Here is a 21,085-nt window from a genome sequence, read left to right on the forward strand (position 1 = left end):
CGCCACTATGAACCGGTTAGTTTTTCGAAGCGCCGTTAAGCGCATCAAACTGCTGAGTAAGGTATGACTGTGTATTGTTGAGCTTGGACATCATCACATCGAGCTGCTGAAACTGCTTCTTGTAGCGCTCTACCGTTGCATCAATGGTGTCCTGCATTCGCAGACTGCGGGCTTCAAGGCTTTTGACAGAACTTTCAAGGCCTGACTTGGCACTGGCCACTGCGCCATTGTTTGTCAGCATCTGGGTAATACTGGTATCAAGCTTGGCGGCGATACCGGTCTTGCCGTCCCCGGCAAATAGCCCTTTCACCCCATCAAGATTGTTGGCCAGAGCGTCATCGAGCGTCTTCTCATCGCTGATCTCAAGCTTGCCGCTCTTGGTCAGATCCTTGCTAAAACTGACACCAGCCTCAAAGAGATAGTTCATGCCCTCGCCGCCCACGGCACTGCTCATGACATTGCGAAGCGTGCTCTGGACAGAACGTACGGTGCTGTTACCTGTCAGCGCAGCGCCCTTGACCTTGTCCCCCTCTGCATCGACCTTGGTCAATGACGTAATCTTGTCAGCCAGAGAGTTATAGGCTTTTACAAAATCCTGCACGGCAGTTTTAACGCTGTCGGTATCCTGACTGACCGTTAGTTTTGTAGAAGCACCTTCCGCGGTCGTCTCGACAAGATTCAGGGTGACGCCCTGAATGGCCTCTTCAACAGTGTTGGAAGCGCTCTTGATGGCCAGGCCATTCACTGTCAGAGACGCATCTGCTGCAGCGACTGTTTCAGTAGCGCCAGAAAAAAGCGCGCTGAGATCACTGTTGTCACTTGAAAGGGACATTTTCGACGCAGCGCCCGTTGTCTCGGAGCTCAACACCAGACGGTAAGGCGTACCGCTGCCATCATTGACAATGGAGGCGGTCACCCCGGCATCGGACTTGTTGATGGCATCGCGAATACCGGCCAGTGATCCATCGGTAATCTCGACATCAGTGGATTTGTCACCCACCTTGACGCTTAGCGTTCCTGTACCGATAGCACTGGTCGTATCAGCACGTCCGGTAGTAGCCAGAGACTGCGCCGTTGCCAGAGAATTGATCTTGATGTCATAGCTGCCTGCTGCTGCCGTACTCCCTGCAGTGGCAGTCAACGCCGAACCGCTGACCTTGGTAGCAAATCCTTCATAAAGCTTGGGACTGTTGAGCTTCTGAGCCGCCGTCTGAAAGCTTTCGAGCGACTGTGTCAATTGACCAAAGCCCGACAGTTTGGCGTTAGTGGAGGAAAGCTTGGAATTGATCGGCGCAAGCTTTTCCTGCTCTGCTGATTTCAAACCTGAAAGCAGTGACGTCAGATCAAGACTGGAACCAACACCCAGTGATTCGATAGCCATTTATAACACTCCGGAATGGGGGAACCCTGGCAGGCAAAGGCGGATTCATTGTTCTCTCAAGGACACTATCGGCCGGGGTCATAAAATATTTAAGTCGATTCATCATTGGCGCCCTTTAAAAACGTGGGAAGGTTCCACTGCTCGGCTAGTCCCGCACCAAGGGCAATAAAATCGGGATTGATCAGTGACTGACGCTGGTTGTATTGGAGCGCCTCTTCTACCTGAAGAGTACGGGTATTCAATTGCAGGACGGCGCCACCGGCTTCTTCAAGGATGATGTGGGCAGCCCCGGTATCCCATTCACAGGTTGAGCCAGGCCTTGGGTAGCAATCAGCGGCGCCCTCCGCGATACGACAGAACTTGAGAGAACTCCCTACGCCCTGCAAATGGTATGGCGGCAGGGCTTTGAGCAAACGCTCAAACTCATCACTGCCATGAGAGCGGCTTCCCACGACGCGCAGTACCTGATCAGGCTTCCATGCCGTGGTGGCGATGGGCTCAGCCGCCTCGCCTGCACGCTGACGCCATGCCCCATTGTCCTTTGCCCCGTACCACATGGTGTTTAAAACGGGCGCTGCGATAACGCCCAGGATCGGCTTTCCTTCATGCACCAGCGCAATATTGACTGTAAATTCGCCGTTTCGGTTAATAAATTCCTTTGTGCCGTCCAGTGGATCAATTAACCAGAAAATCGACCACGACAATCGATTCCGTATTTCATCAGCATCTGATTCTTCAGAAAGCGTCGGCCAGGAAGGTGCCAGGCTGGAAAGACGCTCCACTATCAACCGATGTGCCGCCAGATCAGCCTGGGTCAGGGGGCTACTGTCAGATTTGGCAGTAACCTCTATCGAGTCCTGATAGATGCTCATGATGGCGCCACAGGCGTCCCAAGCAATATTTTTCACGGACTCGAGCAGTTCTGTCATTGATTTACTCCCTTTACCTCATGGCTTGGATACTATACCGCGACTACCGATGGCAGCCGAGCCTGCCAGGTTACTTTGCATGAGTCGAGTAACGCGGGTTTTGGATCACTTATCGAGCTATCAGTGTGAAGAAAATCAAAAACCCCGGTACAGGCTTTTGGCCTATACCGGGGCAATAATGTGTTACAAGCAAGGTTAAGCTTGAAGGAGTAGCCTTCTTATCCGGCCGGCTTTTTCCTCAGAATGCCCTGATATACCGCAGCCAGCAGTTTTTCCGGCATGAGACGTAACGGGGCTCTCTTGAGTATATTCATGCACATGGTGCCCGGCCCGACAAACCCCATATCGAGAAACTTTTTCTGAAGTTTCACATCCTGCTTAAAATAGCCCCATCCTCGGCGTCTTGCCAGCATGCCGTTACCAACACGTGCATTAACCAGAATATCGCTGACATTATCAATATGGCTGCCCTGACACAGCAGGCGCGCCCACAAATAATAATCTTCGATACCCAAAAAATGCTGATAGCCGCCTGCTTTCAGAATGGCCGAGCGACGAAACATGACCGTCATGTGATTAACCGGGCAACGTGATCGTGCAAAACGTGCTACCTGTTCCTTGCCAGTGGGCAGCTCTCGAATGGCGTGAGGTTGTTGAGGATCCTCATTAAATTCGGCAATGGCACCGCCCAGCATGTCCACTTCCGGATGGGCTGCCATATAGTTGACCTGCAGCTCGAAGCGTCCCGGGCAACAGTGATCATCGGTATCCATCCTGGCAACAAGGTCATTACTGCAATGCTCAAGGCCCGTATTGAGCGCCTCACCCAGACCCTTGTTCTGTGCCAGCCTTACGGAAACAATATTCAGTGTGGGGCGGTATTCATCAAGCGCTTCATGCAATTGATCATTGATAGGGCCATCTTCGACGATGACAATTTCATCAGGCTGCACGCTCTGCGCCCTGATGCTTTCGAGGCATTCGCGTAGGAAGCGTGGTGATTCCTTATCATACACGGACATCAGCACTGAAAATTTCATTGCAGCCTTTTCCTTGAATATTTAATAAAAACGGTGCTATCGGCCCTTCTGGCAAACAGATATCAGCTGCCTCTCAATCTTTTAATGGCTGCTCAAACATCAGATATCCGGGACTCGACATGCCTTCGAACCACACAAACTACCGTAAATTGTAACGCTGGACATTTACATCATTTGTGCAATAAAGGGTCCCAACAAACGCTCATACATACAACAGGGTTCCTGACGTACTTTATAACTTGTCATCCAAACTGGAAGGCATTGTCATGTCAGCATGTGTGATACAAACTGCACCAATGTTCACCTTTCGCCCTGCCTTATTATCAAAGTTGTTACGCCCGGACATGACATACCCAAGTGCTTGCCCTAAACGTGATGCGCATTATCAGACAGACAAAAAGGCCAGTGTCTGCTTCAGATAAAATACTAGTCATCAACATCAGAAAAGGTTGGCCTATTCTGTTCACGCAAAACTATTGAAGCCTTGATTCAGAAACCACCTGACTCATCAGCACTTGCACATACCAGCGTCAGTTGAGAAATACCTGAGAACGATCAGGATGCTGATAACTTGTCATCAGCATAGCGTGCCTTATAAATCGACTGCCTTTCCCTTCTTTTTCATTACTTCCCTGTACAAGGCCTGATAGTTCTGGCTCATGGCTTCGCCTGTAAATTGGGCCAAGTAACGATTACGAGCACGCTCGGATAATTGCTGCCGATGACCAAGAGCACTGGAGATAGCGCTCTTGAGTGATGCCTGATCGCCAACAGTAAAGAAAGCAGCTTCATTCTCACGCAGAATTTCGCGGAAAACGCCGATATCACTACAAACACAGGGCAAGCCAGCTGCCATGGCCTCGAGCAGAGCCAATCCAAAACCTTCACTGACGCTGGGCATCATGTAAACATCATAATACGGCAGAAAAGCCGAAACGTTGTCCCTGTATCCCGCAAACCAGCACCTGTCTTTTACCCCCGCTTTTTTAGCCTGCGAGACAAGATCCTGCTTGTAAGGACCATCCCCTACAACCACAAGTGCACATTCGGGCATCTGTGAAAGCACACTAACGATCTGATCAACCCCTTTCCTTTTAATAAGATGAGCGTTGGTCCCCAGGACATGGTAGTGCTTGGAAAGCTCCTCCATCCTTGACCTGTCTTCAAAGGAGAGATCATGGATGGATGCCAGCTCTCGAATGCCGTTATGTACAACGCGTAATTTTTCGACTGGCAGACTAAAACGATAATAATTGTAGGCATCCTGAGTCAGCACAGCCAGACCATCCATGTGACGCCAAACTTTCATCCACAAAGGAGTAACAAAAGTTGCCGCCTTTTGACCATAAATGTTTAACAGCTCATCCCTGACGTAATTATGCAGGGTCGAGATAAAGACGCTTTTCCTGTTAAACAAGGAGGCATAGGCTCCCAGAAAATCCGGCCTGATACCATGAGAGTGCACAACATCAAATGGTTTAAGGAGACCGGGGTTACGGAAATCTATTTGCTTTGTCTCACAATTAACCTCCAACGTAGGAGGCCCTCGAAAATAAAAAATAGTTGATTCAACATCTGCGGGCAGATTGTCCACGATGTTTTTGACGACGTTGGCCGGCCCGCTCGGTTTAAGTTCAGTAATAATTTGAGCAATTTTCAATGTCGACTCCGAGACTAACCTGAAAGGCGCGCCGCTGTTATAAGGAAGTTATACGCTGAGCTAAACAGGAAGGTTGGTGCGATACCCGCCATGACAAAAAGCATACGCATCAGGATTTTTTCATTCTGTGATCTAAAGCTGCGATCAAGGTTTGTCGCAAAAATGGGCATGGTCACAATCAGCAGCATCATGCCAATACGCTCAGCCTGAGCTCCTCCCAACGCGGGAATGAAGGCCATAAATGTAAATATGGAATAGACCAGAGTCGTATTGTGTTGCACGAAGCGTTTCAAATTGAAGTTTTCAAGCACAAAGGCAACAGCGGACATCGCTATGAAAACCGCAAGGTAGGCATAGGTTAATGAAATCCCGGTAGACGAAGAAGATTTTCCAAATTCACTATCTCCCAAAGAAGAATAATAAACGCCTGCCAACATTATCAGGTAAAGAAATGCAAAAATGGTTTTATGAAAAAACCTGATCTTAGGAACTACCATACCGTTGGTCACGGCAAAGAGATAGAGCAGCGGCATATAAACAATAGAGGCATTATGTGTAAACAATGCCAGCAAGCCAAAGAAGCCTGCTATTACAAGATTTCTTGCCCCGAAGAAAGCAAATAGCACAAAGACACAGGCGATCAATTGACGATATACGTTTTGGTAGCCCATCAATAGCGGGAAAAACACTATCATGAAAGGAATGACATACATTGGCACTTGGCTACTTAACCGTCTATTACCCATTGCATAAAACAGCAGGGTAAGCCAGATCATATCAATGACCCAAAGCGTTACGACGTCATCCCGTATCCAGCTATACAGGTAGCCTGATCCGAACCAATATACAAACTCTCTTATATAATACGTTGTCGCTGTCGCAAAATCGAAATCGTAAGTAAGATATCTGGCATAGCCTACCATGTCGTAGTCGAAGCCCGAAGTTCGCACGATCCACAAATAATAAGCGGCAACCACATAAGTAATTAAAATTAGCGGCGTTCTTTTATTGACGAAGCAATAAAAAAAAGCGAGGCAACATAACACCAGATACCATGTAAGCTCAGCAGTCATATATCACCCATCAGGATCTTTTTAATCTAGCAATGGCTTTATAAGTGCCAAGCAAATGAGGTAACAAAAAGAATAGACCTATTTTATCAAGTGCATCACCTGCCATCTTGATCGTTTTGAACTTTGGTTTCAAAAGCTCTGGCATGATGCGATTTGAAAAAAAGCGGTAGGCACCATGGTCCTTCAAAAGGGCTGCCAGCACAAAGTGGCGTTTGGCAAAACCACTGATATGATTCGGATCTACAAGATATTTGTTCATGAAAACCTTGCTGGCTTCCATATTCATGGAGCCACTCATGCGTCCATCACGATCGCAATTCAATCGTACCCCTGGAACAGGATCATATCCCCATGATCTGCTGTGCTCGGCGGTATCGATCAGAAACCCCCAGTCCTGATGCTTGTTCAGGCTTTCATTGAACCGAAAGGTTTGCTTACGCTCAGCCAAAAAACTGATAGTGGACGTCCTGATGTCCTTGTCTTCGATAAAGAGGTAGTGGCGAGCATCACGAACGTCAGGCCTTTCAATAAAATCCCTTTCACCATCGAGCGAAACGTTTGTGTAGGCACCAAAACAAAAATCATGCTGTTCTCGATGCATAAAATCCAGGCGCTCGTTGATGTAGCCCGGCTTGAAATGATCATCAGAGTCAAGCAGGAAAATATGGCTGCCCGAGGCGCGCTCAATACCCATATTTCTTGAGACGGCAGCGTTGGATTTTTTTTCCTTTTCTACCAGAAAGGTATTGGGTGAATCGCTCACAATCGATAACAGCTTTTCAATGTCATCAGAACAATCGTCTACCAAAATCACTTCATAATCATGATCACGGGCGGATTGATGAACACTTTCGAGCGTATCCTTGATAAAACTACTGCTTCGATAAGTAGGAATAACTACTGAAATTTTCATTATCTAAACCTGGTTATCCTGCAATCAACTTCATTTTTCTTAAAGGCTTTTGCAATATTCTGGCGAAAAAAATCGCGGATTCATTTTTTAGCATAACTCCCAACGCCATCGTTATAACTAATTGAGAAACGCCGAAAAGGGCCAGATCGCAAAGGCTGGAAAGCGTTTTATTCGTCATAAACCCGAACGGTGATGGCATCCAATATACGATAGAGAACATGCCAGCCAGCAAAATAGCGGAAAGCAACGCTGTTGAAGGCATCCCTTTTAAAAGAACTTCCATTCTGAAATTTTCATTTTTGACATGTAATAACCAGAAGCATTGTATAAAGTTGAGAATACTGGCCATGGACAGCAGAAAAGCAACCAGATAAAGATTATTTAGGTAAACACCGGTGGCAATGGCCAGCACGCTTGTAATAGAAGAAAAGACGCCACAATAAAAAAGGGATTTTGTCTGGCCAAGGGTTTGCCATATTCCACCAGTAGTGGCCAGCACAATCTGAAAAACCAGAAACGGTGTCAGACACTCCAATATTACAGCGGAACGTTCCCACCCCGGGCCATAAAGTACATATATAATCTTGTCTGCAAACAGAAAAATATAGATGGCAACAAAAAAACCCAGAAAAAAGATCTTGTTAACCAGTCCATTGTAACTTTCCGCCACTTCTTTTTGACCGAACGTGCTATATACCGGTTGAAGCGCTGCTGTTGCGATGCCTGCTATATTCTGAATAGGTAGCATCATTAGGCGATAAGCCATATCATAAAGCCCCACCGCCGCTTCACCGATAAACTTTGAAATAAGGATCTTGTCAGAGTTTCTGGAAAAATAATTCAAAAAATTAAACATGAATTGGTAGGTAGAAAACCCCAACACCGTCTTGAATCCCGTTAGCGCTATTCTGCCTATTAAATTGCGCCATCCGGCATAAACACATACCAGAACAAACCGCATGCCTGTATGAATAATGGACTTCCACACCAGGGCATATACTCCATACCCACGGTACGCCATGACGCAGGCAATGGCGCCTGATGTCAAAGCGCTGATCAATGTAATAATGGCTACGGCGCTAAATCTTTTTTCCCGCCTCAACAGAGTTTCAGGCACAATTGAAACTACGGAAAATAAAATCATGGCCCCGATCAGAGGCATAACACCATAGTAAACGTCATTATTAAAGAAATCGACAGCGACAAATGAACCCGCTGAAAATATAAAATACAGCGCAATCCCCAATATGAGACAAATCAGGAAGAGGCCACGTATTTCTTCAGTCGTCAGCTCTTTATGATAAATAATGGCCGGACCAAGTCCCATCTCACCTAAAAGATTAAAGAAAAAAATAATCACCATGACGGTCGCCACAACACCGAATTCACTTGGCGTTAAAAACCGTGCCAGAACCATGGTGACAGCAAACTGTACAATCAGATTCGAGTATTTTTCTATGAAGCCAAAAACGAAACCGGATTTTAGATCTCGGTTCATTGCATCCGTATTACTCATTTGACTTCCTTATGCACCGCGATATAGCTCAAGTATTTTCCCACGATTGCTATCAGTACTAAAATGCGATAATAGATCGTCTACCTGCTCTTTTTTAAGCGGCGGGTGTTCACTTTCAATAATATCTACTACAGCCTGACAAATGCCTTGACTGCTTTTGGCATCGATAATCTGTGTCATCGGTTGATAGGGCGCGGCACAGATGGTGTCAGGCAGACCACCACTATCAGTCACCACTACCGGAAGGCCTACTGATATGGCTTCAAGGACAGCAATTCCGAAACTTTCTTCCTGCCCCGTTTCCTCGTCCTGTACCGAGGACTGAATATAAATATCGCTGGAAGATAACTCTTCAAATATTTTTTCGCGTGGCAAGTCAATTTTGAAATCCACTGCCCCTTCCAGACCGAGGTCAACGGCCTGTTGCCGCAATGCGCTTTCCAGTGGACCAAAACCGATTAATTTAAGCCTGACCTGTTTATACCCGTTTTCATGAAGTCTGGATAATGCATCAATCAGGTAGGCTTGCCCCTTGAACCCTACAAACCGACCAACATTGACTATATAAATATTTTCAGCAGGATCAATTTCTTTTTCTTTAAAGTCCGCCATTGAAATATTTACACAATTGGGCAAGACAATAATTTTTTCACCGGCGATGCCAAATATTTCCTGCAACTTTCTTTTCAGATAATTTGATGGCGCTGTAAAGTAGATATTATCATGCTGCTGACACTTATAAACCTTTTCTACATATTGTGGCTGCCCATACAACTTGTTATTCACCACATCGATACCGTGTGTAGAAATAATGACACGCCCGCGGAATCCACTTTTAATTATATCGTGTATATTTTCAAAAAAGTAATTGAAATGACTATGCACCACATCTGGTTGGATATCATTCACTACCTGCTGCAGCTTTTTTTGCTCGAAAACATGATAATCATTGAGTAACTTTCTACGCCCTCTTTTCAAGATTTTTTCAAAGATATTTCTATGATCAATATCAAAGCTAATCACTTTACTGAAAGGACGTTCAACCTTGTTGATATGCCGATTGGTCACAACATGGTTATCTATCCCTAACTCCTCCATGTCTACGACAAGATCATAGATAAATGTCTCGGATGAGTTAGAGAAATCAGAAACAAGATGAAGCACTTTCATTAAGAGACGTCCTTGTTAACAGTTTCTCTATATCTTTGAAGCTCTTCATCGTCCCCGTGCTGAAAGTAACCGTACCTATCATTGAAGTTGACCGGTTTTACACGCCCGAACCCGAAAGGAAAGACATCATAGCCTTTACCATATTTGAACAACCAGTATTGCAACTTATTAATTAGCTTATTTTTAAAGGTGCTATAATCTCGCTGATAAAAGAGCCTCTCCGGCAACCATTGGGCTACCTTCGTCGAAGCGATAGCAAATTTCATTTCAGGTGTAATGACTTCATCAGTCGCTTTTATTCGGGCATAAGCATTCAAAAAAGCCGGTATTGCAGATTTTTTGATAATCATCATTGATTGTTGCAGTGGCTGAGGCGTATTTCCTCTATCGCCAAACATGAAGTCAGAGGTCATGTTGTCGATCGCATATTCCACAATGCCCTTTCCGAAAAGCAGCGCATCCTGCTCGACGTACACCCAGTACTCTGCATCGCTTGCATAGGTATACGCCAATCCCACGAAAAAACATCTCGTGCAACCGGCATATTTTCCCAAATGGCTTGTAGAATGGCCGCCATTGACATCCATACTAACGAATTCCATACGCTCATCATCAGGCAGCTCAGGAACAGTGGGTGAAGCTGAGTCAACCACAATAATTTTTGTTGGTGATGTGTGTCGGTTTACCGATTCATACCATTCGCGAAAAAAAGCGACGCCTCTTATCTCATTTGAGCCATATTCAACTCTTTTATCGTTCTCGGGTGTCCTTTCACCACACCACCATCCAGAGTTGAGTATATAACTATATTTAGACATGCTTATCCCACACGGTACGAATCGTTTTGCCATACGATAATGCTTATATCGTATGACACGTTATGAATCATTGTTCGAGTCAGGCAAGTCACCTGCCCTAAAATAAAATTCTGAGCATTGGCGATATAACCAATGCTCAGAATGATGACTGCGAACAAATCTTATCTGGCGCCGAAGCCCGTCAGCATTGTTTTTATCGTGCGAATAACGATAAGAACGTCCAACCAGAATGAAAAATTCTTGATGTAGTAGAAGTCATGCTCAAGCTTTTTGGTCATGCCTTCTACCTCAGCAGCATAGCCAAGCTCAACCTGAGCCCAACCGGAAATTCCGGGACGTACTACGTGACGATAGTTAAAAAACGGGACATCACGCTCGTACCACTCTGCCAGGTTGCATGATTCCGGCCTTGGGCCAATCAGACTCATGTCTCCCTTGAGCACATTGAAAAGCTGGGGCAATTCGTCGATGCGGTATTTCCTGATGACCTTGCCCACTCGTGTAATGCGCGGGTCCTCACCTTCAGACGTAAAGCCAAGCCCCTCATGATTCATATACATGCTACGAAACTTGAACAACTTGAATGGGCGGCAATGGAAGCCCATGCGTTGCTGATTAAAGAAGGCCGGGCCCGGATCATCTCTTTTGATGATAATGATGGTTGCCAGCATGATTGGCAACACTACCGGCAACACCAGCAAAACACCAAAAATATCGATCAGGCGCTTGGCAAACTCATAATTCTCGCTGGGCGTCAGGCTGCCATACTTGTTTTCGTACAGATGATCCAGGTGTACCCGACCGGTAATGGATTCATGTATCTGTCGCGCATTGAACACCGGAATACGATGGATCGTGCAGTCGGCAAGAAATTTTTGCCAATTGTCATCCAGATCAGCACGCAGGTCTGCAACAACGCCATCAACGCGCAGCGTTTCAAGATCAGGTTTTTCCAGCCAGCGCCAGTCAACACTTTTGTCATGACAAAATTCGTGTACCCGCCCAAAAGGCACTACAGCCAGCTTACGCGTCCTGTAGCGGGTACTAAGCTGATATCCCAGAGAGCAGTACAGCACTGCAATCACATAAGAAAGAACAATCTGCGTTGTGGCAATATCAAGTTGCAGACTCAGCAAAATCGCTGTCATCACAATGTAAGACATTGTGATAAAAGGAATAATGTATAAAAAAGCCTTGGTTCTAGGGAAGTTAATAAGACGGTGTACGGCTATGATCGCTACCAGGTAAGCCAGAGCCGTACCCAGAAGTGTAATACAACGCTCAGCCTGCCACTCCGCTATTAGACTCCAGTTCCACTGAAACATCGCCGGCAGCAGCACAGCGATAATCAGCCCCAGCGCCTGGTTAAAGCGATAGCTGAGCAGGAGCTTTTCATACCACCGTGAATGACGACGATTCTGTTCCATGAAATTTGTGAACGTTTCCATGTTGCTTTTCTCACTTCCGATACGGCCACTCTGCCTTAAGCAGAGTGGCCACGGGGCGTTCTCTTAATCTTTACGATTTTTTGCCATAGCTGTAATGGTAATTGCCGTAGTTACCACCATAGCGATGAGAAGCCGTTTGCTCTATACCGTTGAGAACGGCCCCCTTGATTTCAACACCACTATGCTCGAATCGACGCCGTGCCTGCTCAATTTCGGCCGGAGGATTCACACCATATCGTGCGAGCAACATATTGGTGCCAGCCTGCTTGCCGATAATTGCAGCATCCGTTACTGCCAGAATGGGCGGTGTATCGATTATAATCAGATCGTAATGCTGATCTGCCCATGCAAGCAGCTCACTAAACCCTGCACTCATCAGCAGCTCAGCCGGGTTCGGCGGCGCAGCACCTCGAGAGATGAAGTCCAGTCCGTCAACACCACCGGAACGCACTACCGCGGAAGCTGTCGTCCTGCGTGCCAGAACATCACTCAAACCGTTCTCAGAGCGTCCCTTGAAGACATGGTGCAGATGACCCATACGCATATCGGCATCGATCACCAGTACTCGCTGGCCCGCCTGAGCGCAGACTACGCCCAGATTGGACACCACGAAACTCTTGCCGGCACCTGGACTGGCACTGCTGATCATGAGACGCGCGTTGGGGGCTTCCATCATGGCAAAGTGCAGGCTGGTTCGCAGACTACGGACAGCCTCAACAGCCTGATCATCCGAATTGCGCAGTGCCAGCACGCCAGTATCTACCGTATTTCTGGCACCTTGTTTATTCCCGATACGCAGGCCGCGATTGTTTCGTACCCTTTTCACCAGGCCACTTTGACTGCTGCTTAGCGGCACAGAGGCATAAACAGGCATACCGATTTGCTCAAGCTGTTCGGGACTTTCAATGCCGCGATTCATGATACGACGTATCAGGACCACGATAATGGCAATCACCAGTCCCAGTACAAAAGCGATGACGGTTACAAGAACCTTGCGCGGGGCTACCGGACTATTCTGCAGCGTTGAATCATCGATGATACGCACGTTGCCTACGGCACCAGCTTTTGCGATGTTCATTTCCTGCATGCGGTTAAGCATCTGAACGTACATTTCCTGATTAACGTTCACATCACGCTGAAGGCGCAGTACTTCCTGCTGTGTTTCAGGCAGGCTGTCGACACGCTTTTGCAGTCTTTCCTTTTCTGCATTGAGCTCCTCACGCTTTTCCAGAAGAGCCTGATACTGAGGATGACTTCTGTTAAAGCGACGAGAAAGGTCTGACTCGTCGAATCTCAGCTGATTAAGCTGATTATCGATGTTAACGATCTGGTTCAATACTGAAGAGGTTTCTTGATCCAGATCCACGGAATCCTGATTGACGCGATAGCTGTTAAGCTTGTTTTCTGCTTCAACAAGGCTTTCACGAACACGTGGCGCCTGCTCATTCAGGAAGTCAAGACTCTTTTGTGCTTCAGCAGACTGTCTTTCGATGTTTTGTGTGATGTAGATATCGGTAATGGCCTTGAGGCTGTCACGGATCTGGTTTCGATCAGTGCCCTGGAGGGTCAGTCTCAGGATACCCGTACCGGAACGGCCGACCTCTTCAACTTCAAAACCACCACGAAGACTATTGATAGCTGACAGACGCGAGCGCTTCACGACAGTAAACTCCGCTCCCTGCCCTGCCGTCATGTCCATGATACGCATTTCGACATTGCCATCACGTGACTGCGCCAGCTGGCCTACCTCACCTTCCAGGATCAGTTCGCCATCAGCGCGCAGCTCATAGCGATCGTTGCCCTGCGACCTGATGGTAAGCGGTCGGTTGATCCAGCCATCCGGAACGACAAATCGTGTGACATTGATGCCTTCACCGGCCCATACCGACGACCAGCCCTGAGCAAAGGAAGGACGCTCGATGCCGCGGCGCGCCAGCGTATCACCCAGAACAGGCAGGCCTTCCGGCTTGATGCTCAGTTGAAGATTGAGACGGTCAGCAGCCTGCCCGAGCACCATCCGCGACGTGAGAATCTGCATCTCGGCCGTCGAACGGGGTGTATCCCCGAAAACGCCCAGATTCTGGACCGGATTGTTGGCCGGATTGGCACGTCCCTCTATTTCAAGGAGTGCATCACTCTGGTAAACAGGCGTTTTAAACGTCACATAGAGAATACCAAGGAACGTAAATACACATACGATCAAGGCGATTAGCCACTTGTTGTCAACCATTAGACCGAAAAGACGGCCTAGATCAAGCTCTTCGCCGGAATCGGCTGACTGATATTTTTCAGTATTCGAGGCCATATTGATTTATCACTGATTCCATTTACGAAATGGTACATGAGCATATCTGTCAGTTTTATACAGCGCTCATTCCCGATACTGCCGCCTGGAAGCTCACGCTATCCAGCAGCCTGGATAGCGCGAACTCGTTAGAGGTCGTTGTAGTCGTTGACCGAGCCAACCGATTGACGCGTCAGGTTGGTTGACGGCAGCAGCTGGCTGATGACGCGGTTCCAGCGGCTAATGGGCGCGGTCGTGACATAAACAATGTCGCGCGGCTCAAGCTGGAACTCTGTGCCAATGACATAGGCCGCAGCATTACTGGCATCAAGCTGGTAAACGGTCGCCTGCTTATCGCCCGGCCCTCCCTGCCTGATGACAAAGATACCCGATGCACGTGCCTGGACTTCATCGATGCCACCAGATTGACTCAACGCGTCAACCAGGCTGAAGCGATGACCACCCATCGGCAGATCCTGAGGTCTTTGAACCTCGCCAAGCACGTAAACCTTCTCGTTACCTACATCAGGCACATGCAACACATCACCATCGTGAAGCAGCCGGTTCTGGTTGAGCTGACCGTTTTGCAGCATGTCATAAACATTAATAATTTCTTCCTGACCGTTGTGCGTCAGTATGACATGACGCCAGTCAGCGTTCTCATTGAGACCACCCGCGCTGCTGATGGCGTCCAGTACCGTAAGCGGGGTATTGGTAATCGCCTGCTGGCCAGGGTTGGACACCTGTCCGCTCACATAGGCTCTCTGGGACTGGAAGCTAGCAATGTTGACTTCGACCTGAGGCTCGGCGATGTAATCAGCCAGAGCTGAAGCAATCTGACTGCGAACATCCGCTACGTTCTTGCCGGCGACATGCACGCGTCCCACATAGGGGTAAAAGATGGTGCCATCGCTATGAACCACGTTACCGGTCTCGACCGAACTGCGCTCACCCCCGGCAGGAATTGTGAGTTCAGGATGGTCATACACGACAATATTGAGAATATCGCCCTTGCCTATCTGATAATCGTAATCGCTGGCGTTAAACTGCAGATCCTCGGTGGCCTCTTTCAGGCTTCGCTGAGAGCTGGCCTCCTGGCGTGCAGCGTTCTGCGCCTGCACCAAGCCAAAGGTGATGGGCTGGACATCTACCAGATCATCGATGGGTGGCCCCGAATTGTCATAGGGCATATCACTGCCGGGAGAAAGAACGCAGCCCCCCAGAAAAAGGGAACTCCCCAACAAGGCACAACTCAGCAGCCGCTTCATTAACCGCTTACTCCTGTCAAAATTATTCCGGCGTCTGGACACGCTACCGCCACGGAATGTCAATACTGGCGTGTTTCCGAGGCCATAAGATACCGCCGATGTCGCTTTTTTTTACCCGGCGCCTGCCGAGCGGTACCGCATGATGCAGCAGCCCATGACTGCAAGTCGAATCGACGCCTCAATAACATGACCTGATCTGATTAAAGCTATCGGCAAAAAAGCCTAAAGCTTTTAATTAAAGATCAGATAAAATTATTCAGACTTCTGGATTGCTGCTGATGCTATCAGACCCCCCTGGGTGGGGGTATGCTGCTTTGAGCATCATAATTTCGGGATTCTACAGCACCAGCATCACGCCGGCCATTAACAACCCTTTGTTTTACGAACCATCATGTCACGACGTGTTACGAGAACTCATGAAAAGGAGTTTAGACTGCGCCCCGGCTGGCTACTGAGTGTTTTAATCAATGGTCGATCTGATACTTTTGCAAAACAGATCATATATCTGAAGCTGCTACTGAAAGTCATGACAGCACAATAGAGCTACAGGGTAATATTGTCTCGCCCACCCACCACGCCAGTATCAAACTATAGATATAAAAAAAGGGCCGTCAGGACGGCCCTTCTGAAAAGAAAAAACTACTCGGTACGCTCAAGCCACTGTTCAACCGTATCGTTACCGTACTCTTCCTTCCAGGCCTTGAGCGTTTTCTGGTTGCCGCCACGGGTTTCCACGACATCACCGGTATGCGGGTTACGGTACACCTTCAGCTTGCGCTTGCGTCGACCCGCTCCCTGACTCTCGGAAGAAGATGGCTGCCTTGCAGTTGACTGTTCGCTATCAGGATTGAGGAGCTCAATGACATCAGCGGCCGTCTTGTCGTGAGACTGCATGAGTTGCTCAAGCTTTTCCTTGAACTCAAGCTCTCCCTTGAGCCTTTGATCCTGCTCCAGCTGCTGCAGCTCATCGCGCAGCTGCTTGAGCAGTTGTTCTTTTTTCATATATTCATTTAACAGCGACATTACCGACCTCTTCAGTTAATACACATCCCTTGACGAGATGCTGACCCCGCGGCCTATTAAAATAGTTTTAACCTCTGGTTAATCGGATAATACGTCAAAAAAAGAGCACTTTAAAGTGAAAACTGGCGCCAACAACCTCTTCAGCCGCAATTGATGATATATAACTGTGCCATACCCGCCATACGCGATATTAGAAAGTCCTGCCGAACCATCGTCAATAATGAAGAAACAATATTAGATGCCCGGTTTTCACCCTCTCACCTTGATCAATTTAGCACCATGGTAATAGCCATTATCAATACTTGAGCAGAAAGGCATTTACAGTGTGGCATGACGGATAGCAATTCAGGACAACACAACCTTCATGAAGAAACATGAAGCATTTACAGACTATCGGAGCTGTAGTATGTATATCCATACAGCCACTTCCAAGATTCTCAATGCGAAAGATACTTCACGCTGACTGTGACTGCTTCTATGCAGCAGTCGAGATGCGCGATAACCCTTCCCTGCGAGACGTTCCGTTAGTAATCGGTGGGCGCGCGGAACACAGGGGGGTCGTGGCCACATGTAATTATCCGGCCCGCGAATATGGCATACACTCGGCCATGTCGATGGCACATGCCAAAAGGCTTTGTCCTCATCTGCAACGCTTGAGTCCCGACTTTGACAAGTACCGGCAGGCCTCGCATCAGGTGCAGGATATATTCCGCCAGCTGACCCCTCTCATTGAACCGCTATCGCTTGATGAGGCATTTCTGGATGTCACGCATGTCGAGCGCATGCAGGGCAGTGCCACCTGGATGGCGCAATGGCTCAAACAGGAAGTACAACAGCGCGTGGGAATTACCATTTCCGTGGGCGTTGCTCCCAACAAGTTTCTCGCCAAGATAGCCAGCGATTGGCGAAAGCCTAACGGCCTCTATACCATCACGCCCAGCCAGGTCAGCGGATTTCTGGACCAGTTGCCCATCACAAAGCTTCATGGGGTAGGGCCGGCCACGGCCAAAAAGCTTGAAGCTCAGGGAATACATACCTGCAAGGAACTAAGAGCCGTTGAGCTTCCGGTACTTCTGGAAGAATTCGGCAAGTTCGGCGTACGGCTTCATGAGCTATCGCGCGGCATAGATGAGCGGCCGGTCAAGGTAGAAAGGGAGCGAAAGTCCATCAGCGTTGAAACCACGTTTGACCGCGATCTTCCCAGCATGGCTGCGTGCCGGGAAAAGATAACCGAGCTAGTGACGCGCCTGGAGGAACGCATGGCGCGCAATCAAAACCCGGCCATCAACAAGCTTTTCGTCAAAATACGCTTTGACGACTTTTCAATTACGACGATGGAAACTGCAGGGCAAACGCCTGAGCTGGAAAGCTTTCTGCCACTTTTTGATACGGCCTGGCAGCGAGTGGAGCGCCCGGTCAGGCTGCTTGGCGTCGGGGTACGGCTGGCATCAGAGGACGCGCAGCGACAGCTGGGTCTTTTTTAAATCATGAACCAGCTGCCGATGGAATCACGCTCAGGAAAAAACGACTGTCTTGTTGCCGTCGATCAACACGCGGTCCTGTAAATGCCAGCGTACGCCGCGTGCCAGTACAGATTTTTCTATGTCCCGTCCCAGCCGCACCAGGTCACCCGTCGTATGACAGTGGGTGACACGCTGAATGTCCTGTTCGATGATCGGCCCGGCATCCAGCTCCTGAGTGACATAGTGACAGGTAGCACCGATCAGCTTGACCCCACGGGTATGGGCCTGATGATAGGGTCTTGCCCCAGCAAAGGACGGCAGAAAGCTATGATGGATGTTAATAATCTGCCCACTGTAGCGTTCACACAACGAAGGCGGAATGATCTGCATGTAACGTGCCAGCACGATCGTATCAGCTCGGCTGTCTTCAATAATTTTTTCGACACTCGAGAAAGCAGACGCCTTGTCATCGGCTGATACCGGGACATGGTGATAGTCGATACCGTGCCATTCGACCACGCTGCGCATGTCTTCATGGTTGGAGATCACGCCTGCGATCTCGCAGTCAAGTTCACCGGCCGTCCATCGATACAATAGATCCACCAGGCAGTGAGACTCACGAGACACCATGATCATCAAACGCCGGCGCCTTTGCTCACCATCGCGCCATTGCCACTGCATCTCAAACTCTTCGGCAATGTGGGCAAAGGCCTGGCGAAAGGTATCGCTGTCAGCATTCATGTTCCGGGTCTCGACTTCATAGCGCATGAAAAAGCGCCCGGTTTCCAGATCGGAATGCTGATTGGCTTCGGTAATAGAGCCACCCTGCTCGGCGATAAACGACGAAACACGCGCGACAATACCAACACGATCAGGACAGGTTACCACTAAACGGCAAAGGGACATCGGGATCACGCTACTTGGTCAAAGACAGGAATTGTAGCGAATTCAGATGCTTTTGAGCAGTGTTCGTTGTGAGCACCTGATGCGTTGCGTATAGTTGATATCAAACTATCGCCGGACCCGCCATGGATCAGACACGCGTACAAGTTCGCCCCCGTCGCCGCTCTGAGATTGAAATATTACCGCTTGGCGGCTGCGGTGAAATCGGCATGAACCTGATGCTTTACGGCTTTCAGTCTCGATGGCTGATCGTCGATTGCGGCATGGCCCTGCGTCAGGACCTTCCAGATACTCCCTTGCAGATTCCCGATATCTCTTCGCTGGCAACGCTTGGTATTCACCCCGAAGCCATTGTCATCACCCATGGCCATGAAGATCATCTTGGCGCACTGGGCTGGCTATGGCCACGCTTTGGCTGTCCGATACATGCAACACCTCTGGCAGCCGGGATTGCACGCCAAAAGCTTGTCGAGCAGGGCCTGGCAACCGATGCCATTCGTACCTTTACCCCGGGCGCTCGCTTCGATGCAGGCCCCTTCTCGGTGCAAAGCCTCAATGTTGCGCACTCCATACCGGAAAGCGTTTCGCTGCTGCTTGAAGTAGACCGTCACCGCATTCTGCACACCGGTGACTGGAAAATTGATCCCCGCCCCCTGCTGGGCGCTCGGACCCGCGAACAGGACTTCACGCGTATTGCGCCTGTCGACCTTGTGGTAGGCGACTCTACCAATGCCATGGTGGAAGACCATTCACGCAGTGAAAGCGAGGTGGCCGCCACACTTGAACAGCTCATGGCGGGCCGTGAAGGTCGTATCGTGGTCAGTTGCTTTGCCAGTAATCTGGCACGCATTCTGGCCACAGGACTTGCCGCACGTCGCCACCACCGGCGCATCGCTCTGCTGGGCAGGGCAATGGAAAAAATGGTGCGTCTGGGGCGTGAGCTGGGCTATCTGGAAGACTTTCCGGACACGGTGCCTCTATCCGATATCGGCTACCTCCCTTCTGAAGAGACTTTGATTCTGGCAACCGGAAGCCAAGGAGAACCTCGCGCCGCTCTCTCCCGCCTGGCGGCCAATCAGCACTCTGCTCTTGAGATCGAACCCGGTGACTGCATCATCTTTTCCTCTCGAGCCATCCCGGGCAATGAAAGGGCCGTCACACGGCTACAGCAGGCGTTCACGCAAAGAGGCGCCCACGTTTTCAGCGATGAGACGCATCCGGGCCTGCACGCCTCGGGCCACCCCGGGCGTGACGAGCTAATCAGCCTGTATCAGTGGGTCAAACCGGCGCATCTATTGCCCGTGCATGGCGAAAGCGCACACCAACAGGCGCACTGTGACATTGCGGATACGCTGGGCATCAAGAGCTCGATACTTCCCGTTAACGGACAGTGGCTGCGCTGGAATGGCAAGCGCATGACGACCGAAGAGACACTACCCCTCTCACCGATCATCATTTCCCAGCGCAAGCGGGCAAGAAAACCCTCAAATCGTCAAAACGATACGGTCATTGTGCTACCGGTTACTTACCAGACTGACACGGGACAGTGGCAACGTATAGGCAGGATGCTGATCGACAGTCAGATCAGCGCCTTCGTGGATGAGGAAACGCTGGGAGATTGGGTAGATATCACCCTGGAAGGCATGACTGCACGTTCTGCCCGGGAATTGGCACATTTGCTTGAGGAGATGGCCAACCACTGGCTCAAGGAGCAGCTTCGACAATCATCCAGAGTCACAATTGATGTCGTCGATACAACGCTACATGAATAGTGGCATACCCATTATAAAAGCCGTGTAGCCATCACGGCTTTTCGCAAGGAGAGAGTGACAGGTAAAAGAGGCACGCTTGAACAGCAAGGATAGTCAGGCATTGGCATCCTTGGGTGGCCGACCCCGACGCTTCCTTGGCTGCTCGTTGCCGACAAGGTCATTAACAGACAAACCGGCATCCGTCATGGCAGCACGGATTTCGGCAAGTTTCTGTTCCTTGCTCGCCTCTTCCTGACGTCGCTTTTGTTCCTCTTCCTGCTTTTGTGTCATGACCTCATCAATGATTTCAGACAGCTTGCTCAACTGCTCCATACTCAATTGACGCGCCGCAGCCCTTGCTACATTCTTGTTGCGAGCGATCTTTTCCAGTGTTTCTGTCGACATATCAAGCACTCCAAATAAAAGACATATGCCTCGAGTAGTA

Annotated in this window: 17 protein-coding genes; 2 read left to right on the forward strand and 15 right to left on the reverse strand. The window is 49.1% G+C overall.

Features of this window, described 5'->3' with window-relative positions; translation table 11 throughout:
* Nucleotides 1-16: 16 nt before the first annotated feature.
* From fliD to C8D72_RS05225, 13 genes are all read right to left on the reverse strand, one after another.
* Entirely contained in the window at nucleotides 17-1,381 is a 1,365-nt protein-coding gene (gene fliD, locus C8D72_RS05165; protein ID WP_115853281.1) for a flagellar filament capping protein FliD, read from the reverse strand.
* Nucleotides 1,382-1,470: 89 nt separating this feature from the next.
* Nucleotides 1,471-2,310, reverse strand: coding sequence for a 3'(2'),5'-bisphosphate nucleotidase CysQ (cysQ, locus tag C8D72_RS05170; protein ID WP_115853282.1), 840 nt, complete (start codon nucleotides 2,308-2,310; stop codon nucleotides 1,471-1,473).
* Between the two features lie 218 nt (nucleotides 2,311-2,528).
* Nucleotides 2,529-3,350, reverse strand: coding sequence for a glycosyltransferase (locus C8D72_RS05175; RefSeq protein WP_115853283.1), 822 nt, complete (start codon nucleotides 3,348-3,350; stop codon nucleotides 2,529-2,531).
* Nucleotides 3,351-3,942: 592 nt separating this feature from the next.
* Nucleotides 3,943-5,010 (reverse strand): glycosyltransferase, encoded by a 1,068-nt coding sequence (locus tag C8D72_RS05180; RefSeq protein ID WP_115853284.1) that lies wholly within the window; start codon nucleotides 5,008-5,010, stop codon nucleotides 3,943-3,945.
* Between the two features lie 14 nt (nucleotides 5,011-5,024).
* Nucleotides 5,025-6,083, reverse strand: coding sequence for a hypothetical protein (locus C8D72_RS05185; RefSeq protein ID WP_115853285.1), 1,059 nt, complete (start codon nucleotides 6,081-6,083; stop codon nucleotides 5,025-5,027).
* A gap of 10 nt (nucleotides 6,084-6,093) precedes the next feature.
* Nucleotides 6,094-6,996 (reverse strand): glycosyltransferase family 2 protein, encoded by a 903-nt coding sequence (locus C8D72_RS05190; RefSeq protein WP_115853286.1) that lies wholly within the window; start codon nucleotides 6,994-6,996, stop codon nucleotides 6,094-6,096.
* Between the two features lie 13 nt (nucleotides 6,997-7,009).
* Nucleotides 7,010-8,512, reverse strand: coding sequence for a lipopolysaccharide biosynthesis protein (locus C8D72_RS05195; RefSeq protein ID WP_115853287.1), 1,503 nt, complete (start codon nucleotides 8,510-8,512; stop codon nucleotides 7,010-7,012).
* 9 nt (nucleotides 8,513-8,521) lie between these two features.
* A complete protein-coding gene (locus C8D72_RS05200; RefSeq protein WP_115853288.1) occupies nucleotides 8,522-9,682 on the reverse strand; it encodes a glycosyltransferase family 4 protein in 1,161 nt (386 codons plus the stop codon).
* On the reverse strand, nucleotides 9,682-10,500 hold the full coding sequence (locus C8D72_RS05205; protein WP_147301502.1) for a hypothetical protein: 819 nt from the start codon (nucleotides 10,498-10,500) through the stop codon (nucleotides 9,682-9,684). Before C8D72_RS05205 ends, C8D72_RS05200 begins: the two co-directional genes overlap by 1 nt.
* Nucleotides 10,501-10,661: 161 nt before the next feature.
* Entirely contained in the window at nucleotides 10,662-11,948 is a 1,287-nt protein-coding gene (locus C8D72_RS05210) for an exopolysaccharide biosynthesis polyprenyl glycosylphosphotransferase (protein ID WP_245955151.1), read from the reverse strand.
* Between the two features lie 70 nt (nucleotides 11,949-12,018).
* The gene (locus C8D72_RS05215) at nucleotides 12,019-14,253 is read right to left on the reverse strand and encodes a polysaccharide biosynthesis tyrosine autokinase (protein ID WP_115853290.1); all 2,235 of its coding nucleotides are present in this window, start codon (nucleotides 14,251-14,253) and stop codon (nucleotides 12,019-12,021) included.
* Between the two features lie 128 nt (nucleotides 14,254-14,381).
* Nucleotides 14,382-15,500, reverse strand: a complete 1,119-nt coding sequence (locus C8D72_RS05220; RefSeq protein WP_115853291.1) for a polysaccharide export protein — start codon at nucleotides 15,498-15,500, stop codon at nucleotides 14,382-14,384.
* A 639-nt stretch (nucleotides 15,501-16,139) separates the two neighbouring features.
* Complete coding sequence (locus tag C8D72_RS05225; protein WP_115853292.1) at nucleotides 16,140-16,523, reverse strand: histone-like nucleoid-structuring protein, MvaT/MvaU family; 384 nt, start codon at nucleotides 16,521-16,523, stop codon at nucleotides 16,140-16,142.
* A gap of 440 nt (nucleotides 16,524-16,963) precedes the next feature.
* Between C8D72_RS05225 and dinB the strand changes: the two genes are divergently transcribed.
* A complete protein-coding gene (gene dinB, locus C8D72_RS05230) occupies nucleotides 16,964-18,007 on the forward strand; it encodes a DNA polymerase IV (protein ID WP_115853293.1) in 1,044 nt (347 codons plus the stop codon).
* Between the two features lie 30 nt (nucleotides 18,008-18,037).
* Here the strand turns inward: dinB and purU are convergent, their stop codons facing one another.
* The gene (gene purU / locus C8D72_RS05235; RefSeq protein WP_115853294.1) at nucleotides 18,038-18,892 is read right to left on the reverse strand and encodes a formyltetrahydrofolate deformylase; all 855 of its coding nucleotides are present in this window, start codon (nucleotides 18,890-18,892) and stop codon (nucleotides 18,038-18,040) included.
* A gap of 122 nt (nucleotides 18,893-19,014) precedes the next feature.
* On the opposite strand from purU, the gene C8D72_RS05240 reads away from it, so the two are divergent.
* The gene (locus C8D72_RS05240; protein WP_115853295.1) at nucleotides 19,015-20,661 is read left to right on the forward strand and encodes a ribonuclease J; all 1,647 of its coding nucleotides are present in this window, start codon (nucleotides 19,015-19,017) and stop codon (nucleotides 20,659-20,661) included.
* Nucleotides 20,662-20,754: 93 nt separating this feature from the next.
* On the opposite strand, the gene C8D72_RS05245 is transcribed toward C8D72_RS05240, so the two are convergent.
* Entirely contained in the window at nucleotides 20,755-21,045 is a 291-nt protein-coding gene (locus C8D72_RS05245; protein WP_086622989.1) for an H-NS family histone-like protein, read from the reverse strand.
* Between the last annotated feature and the right edge of the window lie 40 nt (nucleotides 21,046-21,085).

This window comes from Kushneria indalinina DSM 14324, assembly GCF_003385845.1.
Classification (GTDB): Bacteria; Pseudomonadota; Gammaproteobacteria; order Pseudomonadales; family Halomonadaceae; genus Kushneria; species Kushneria indalinina.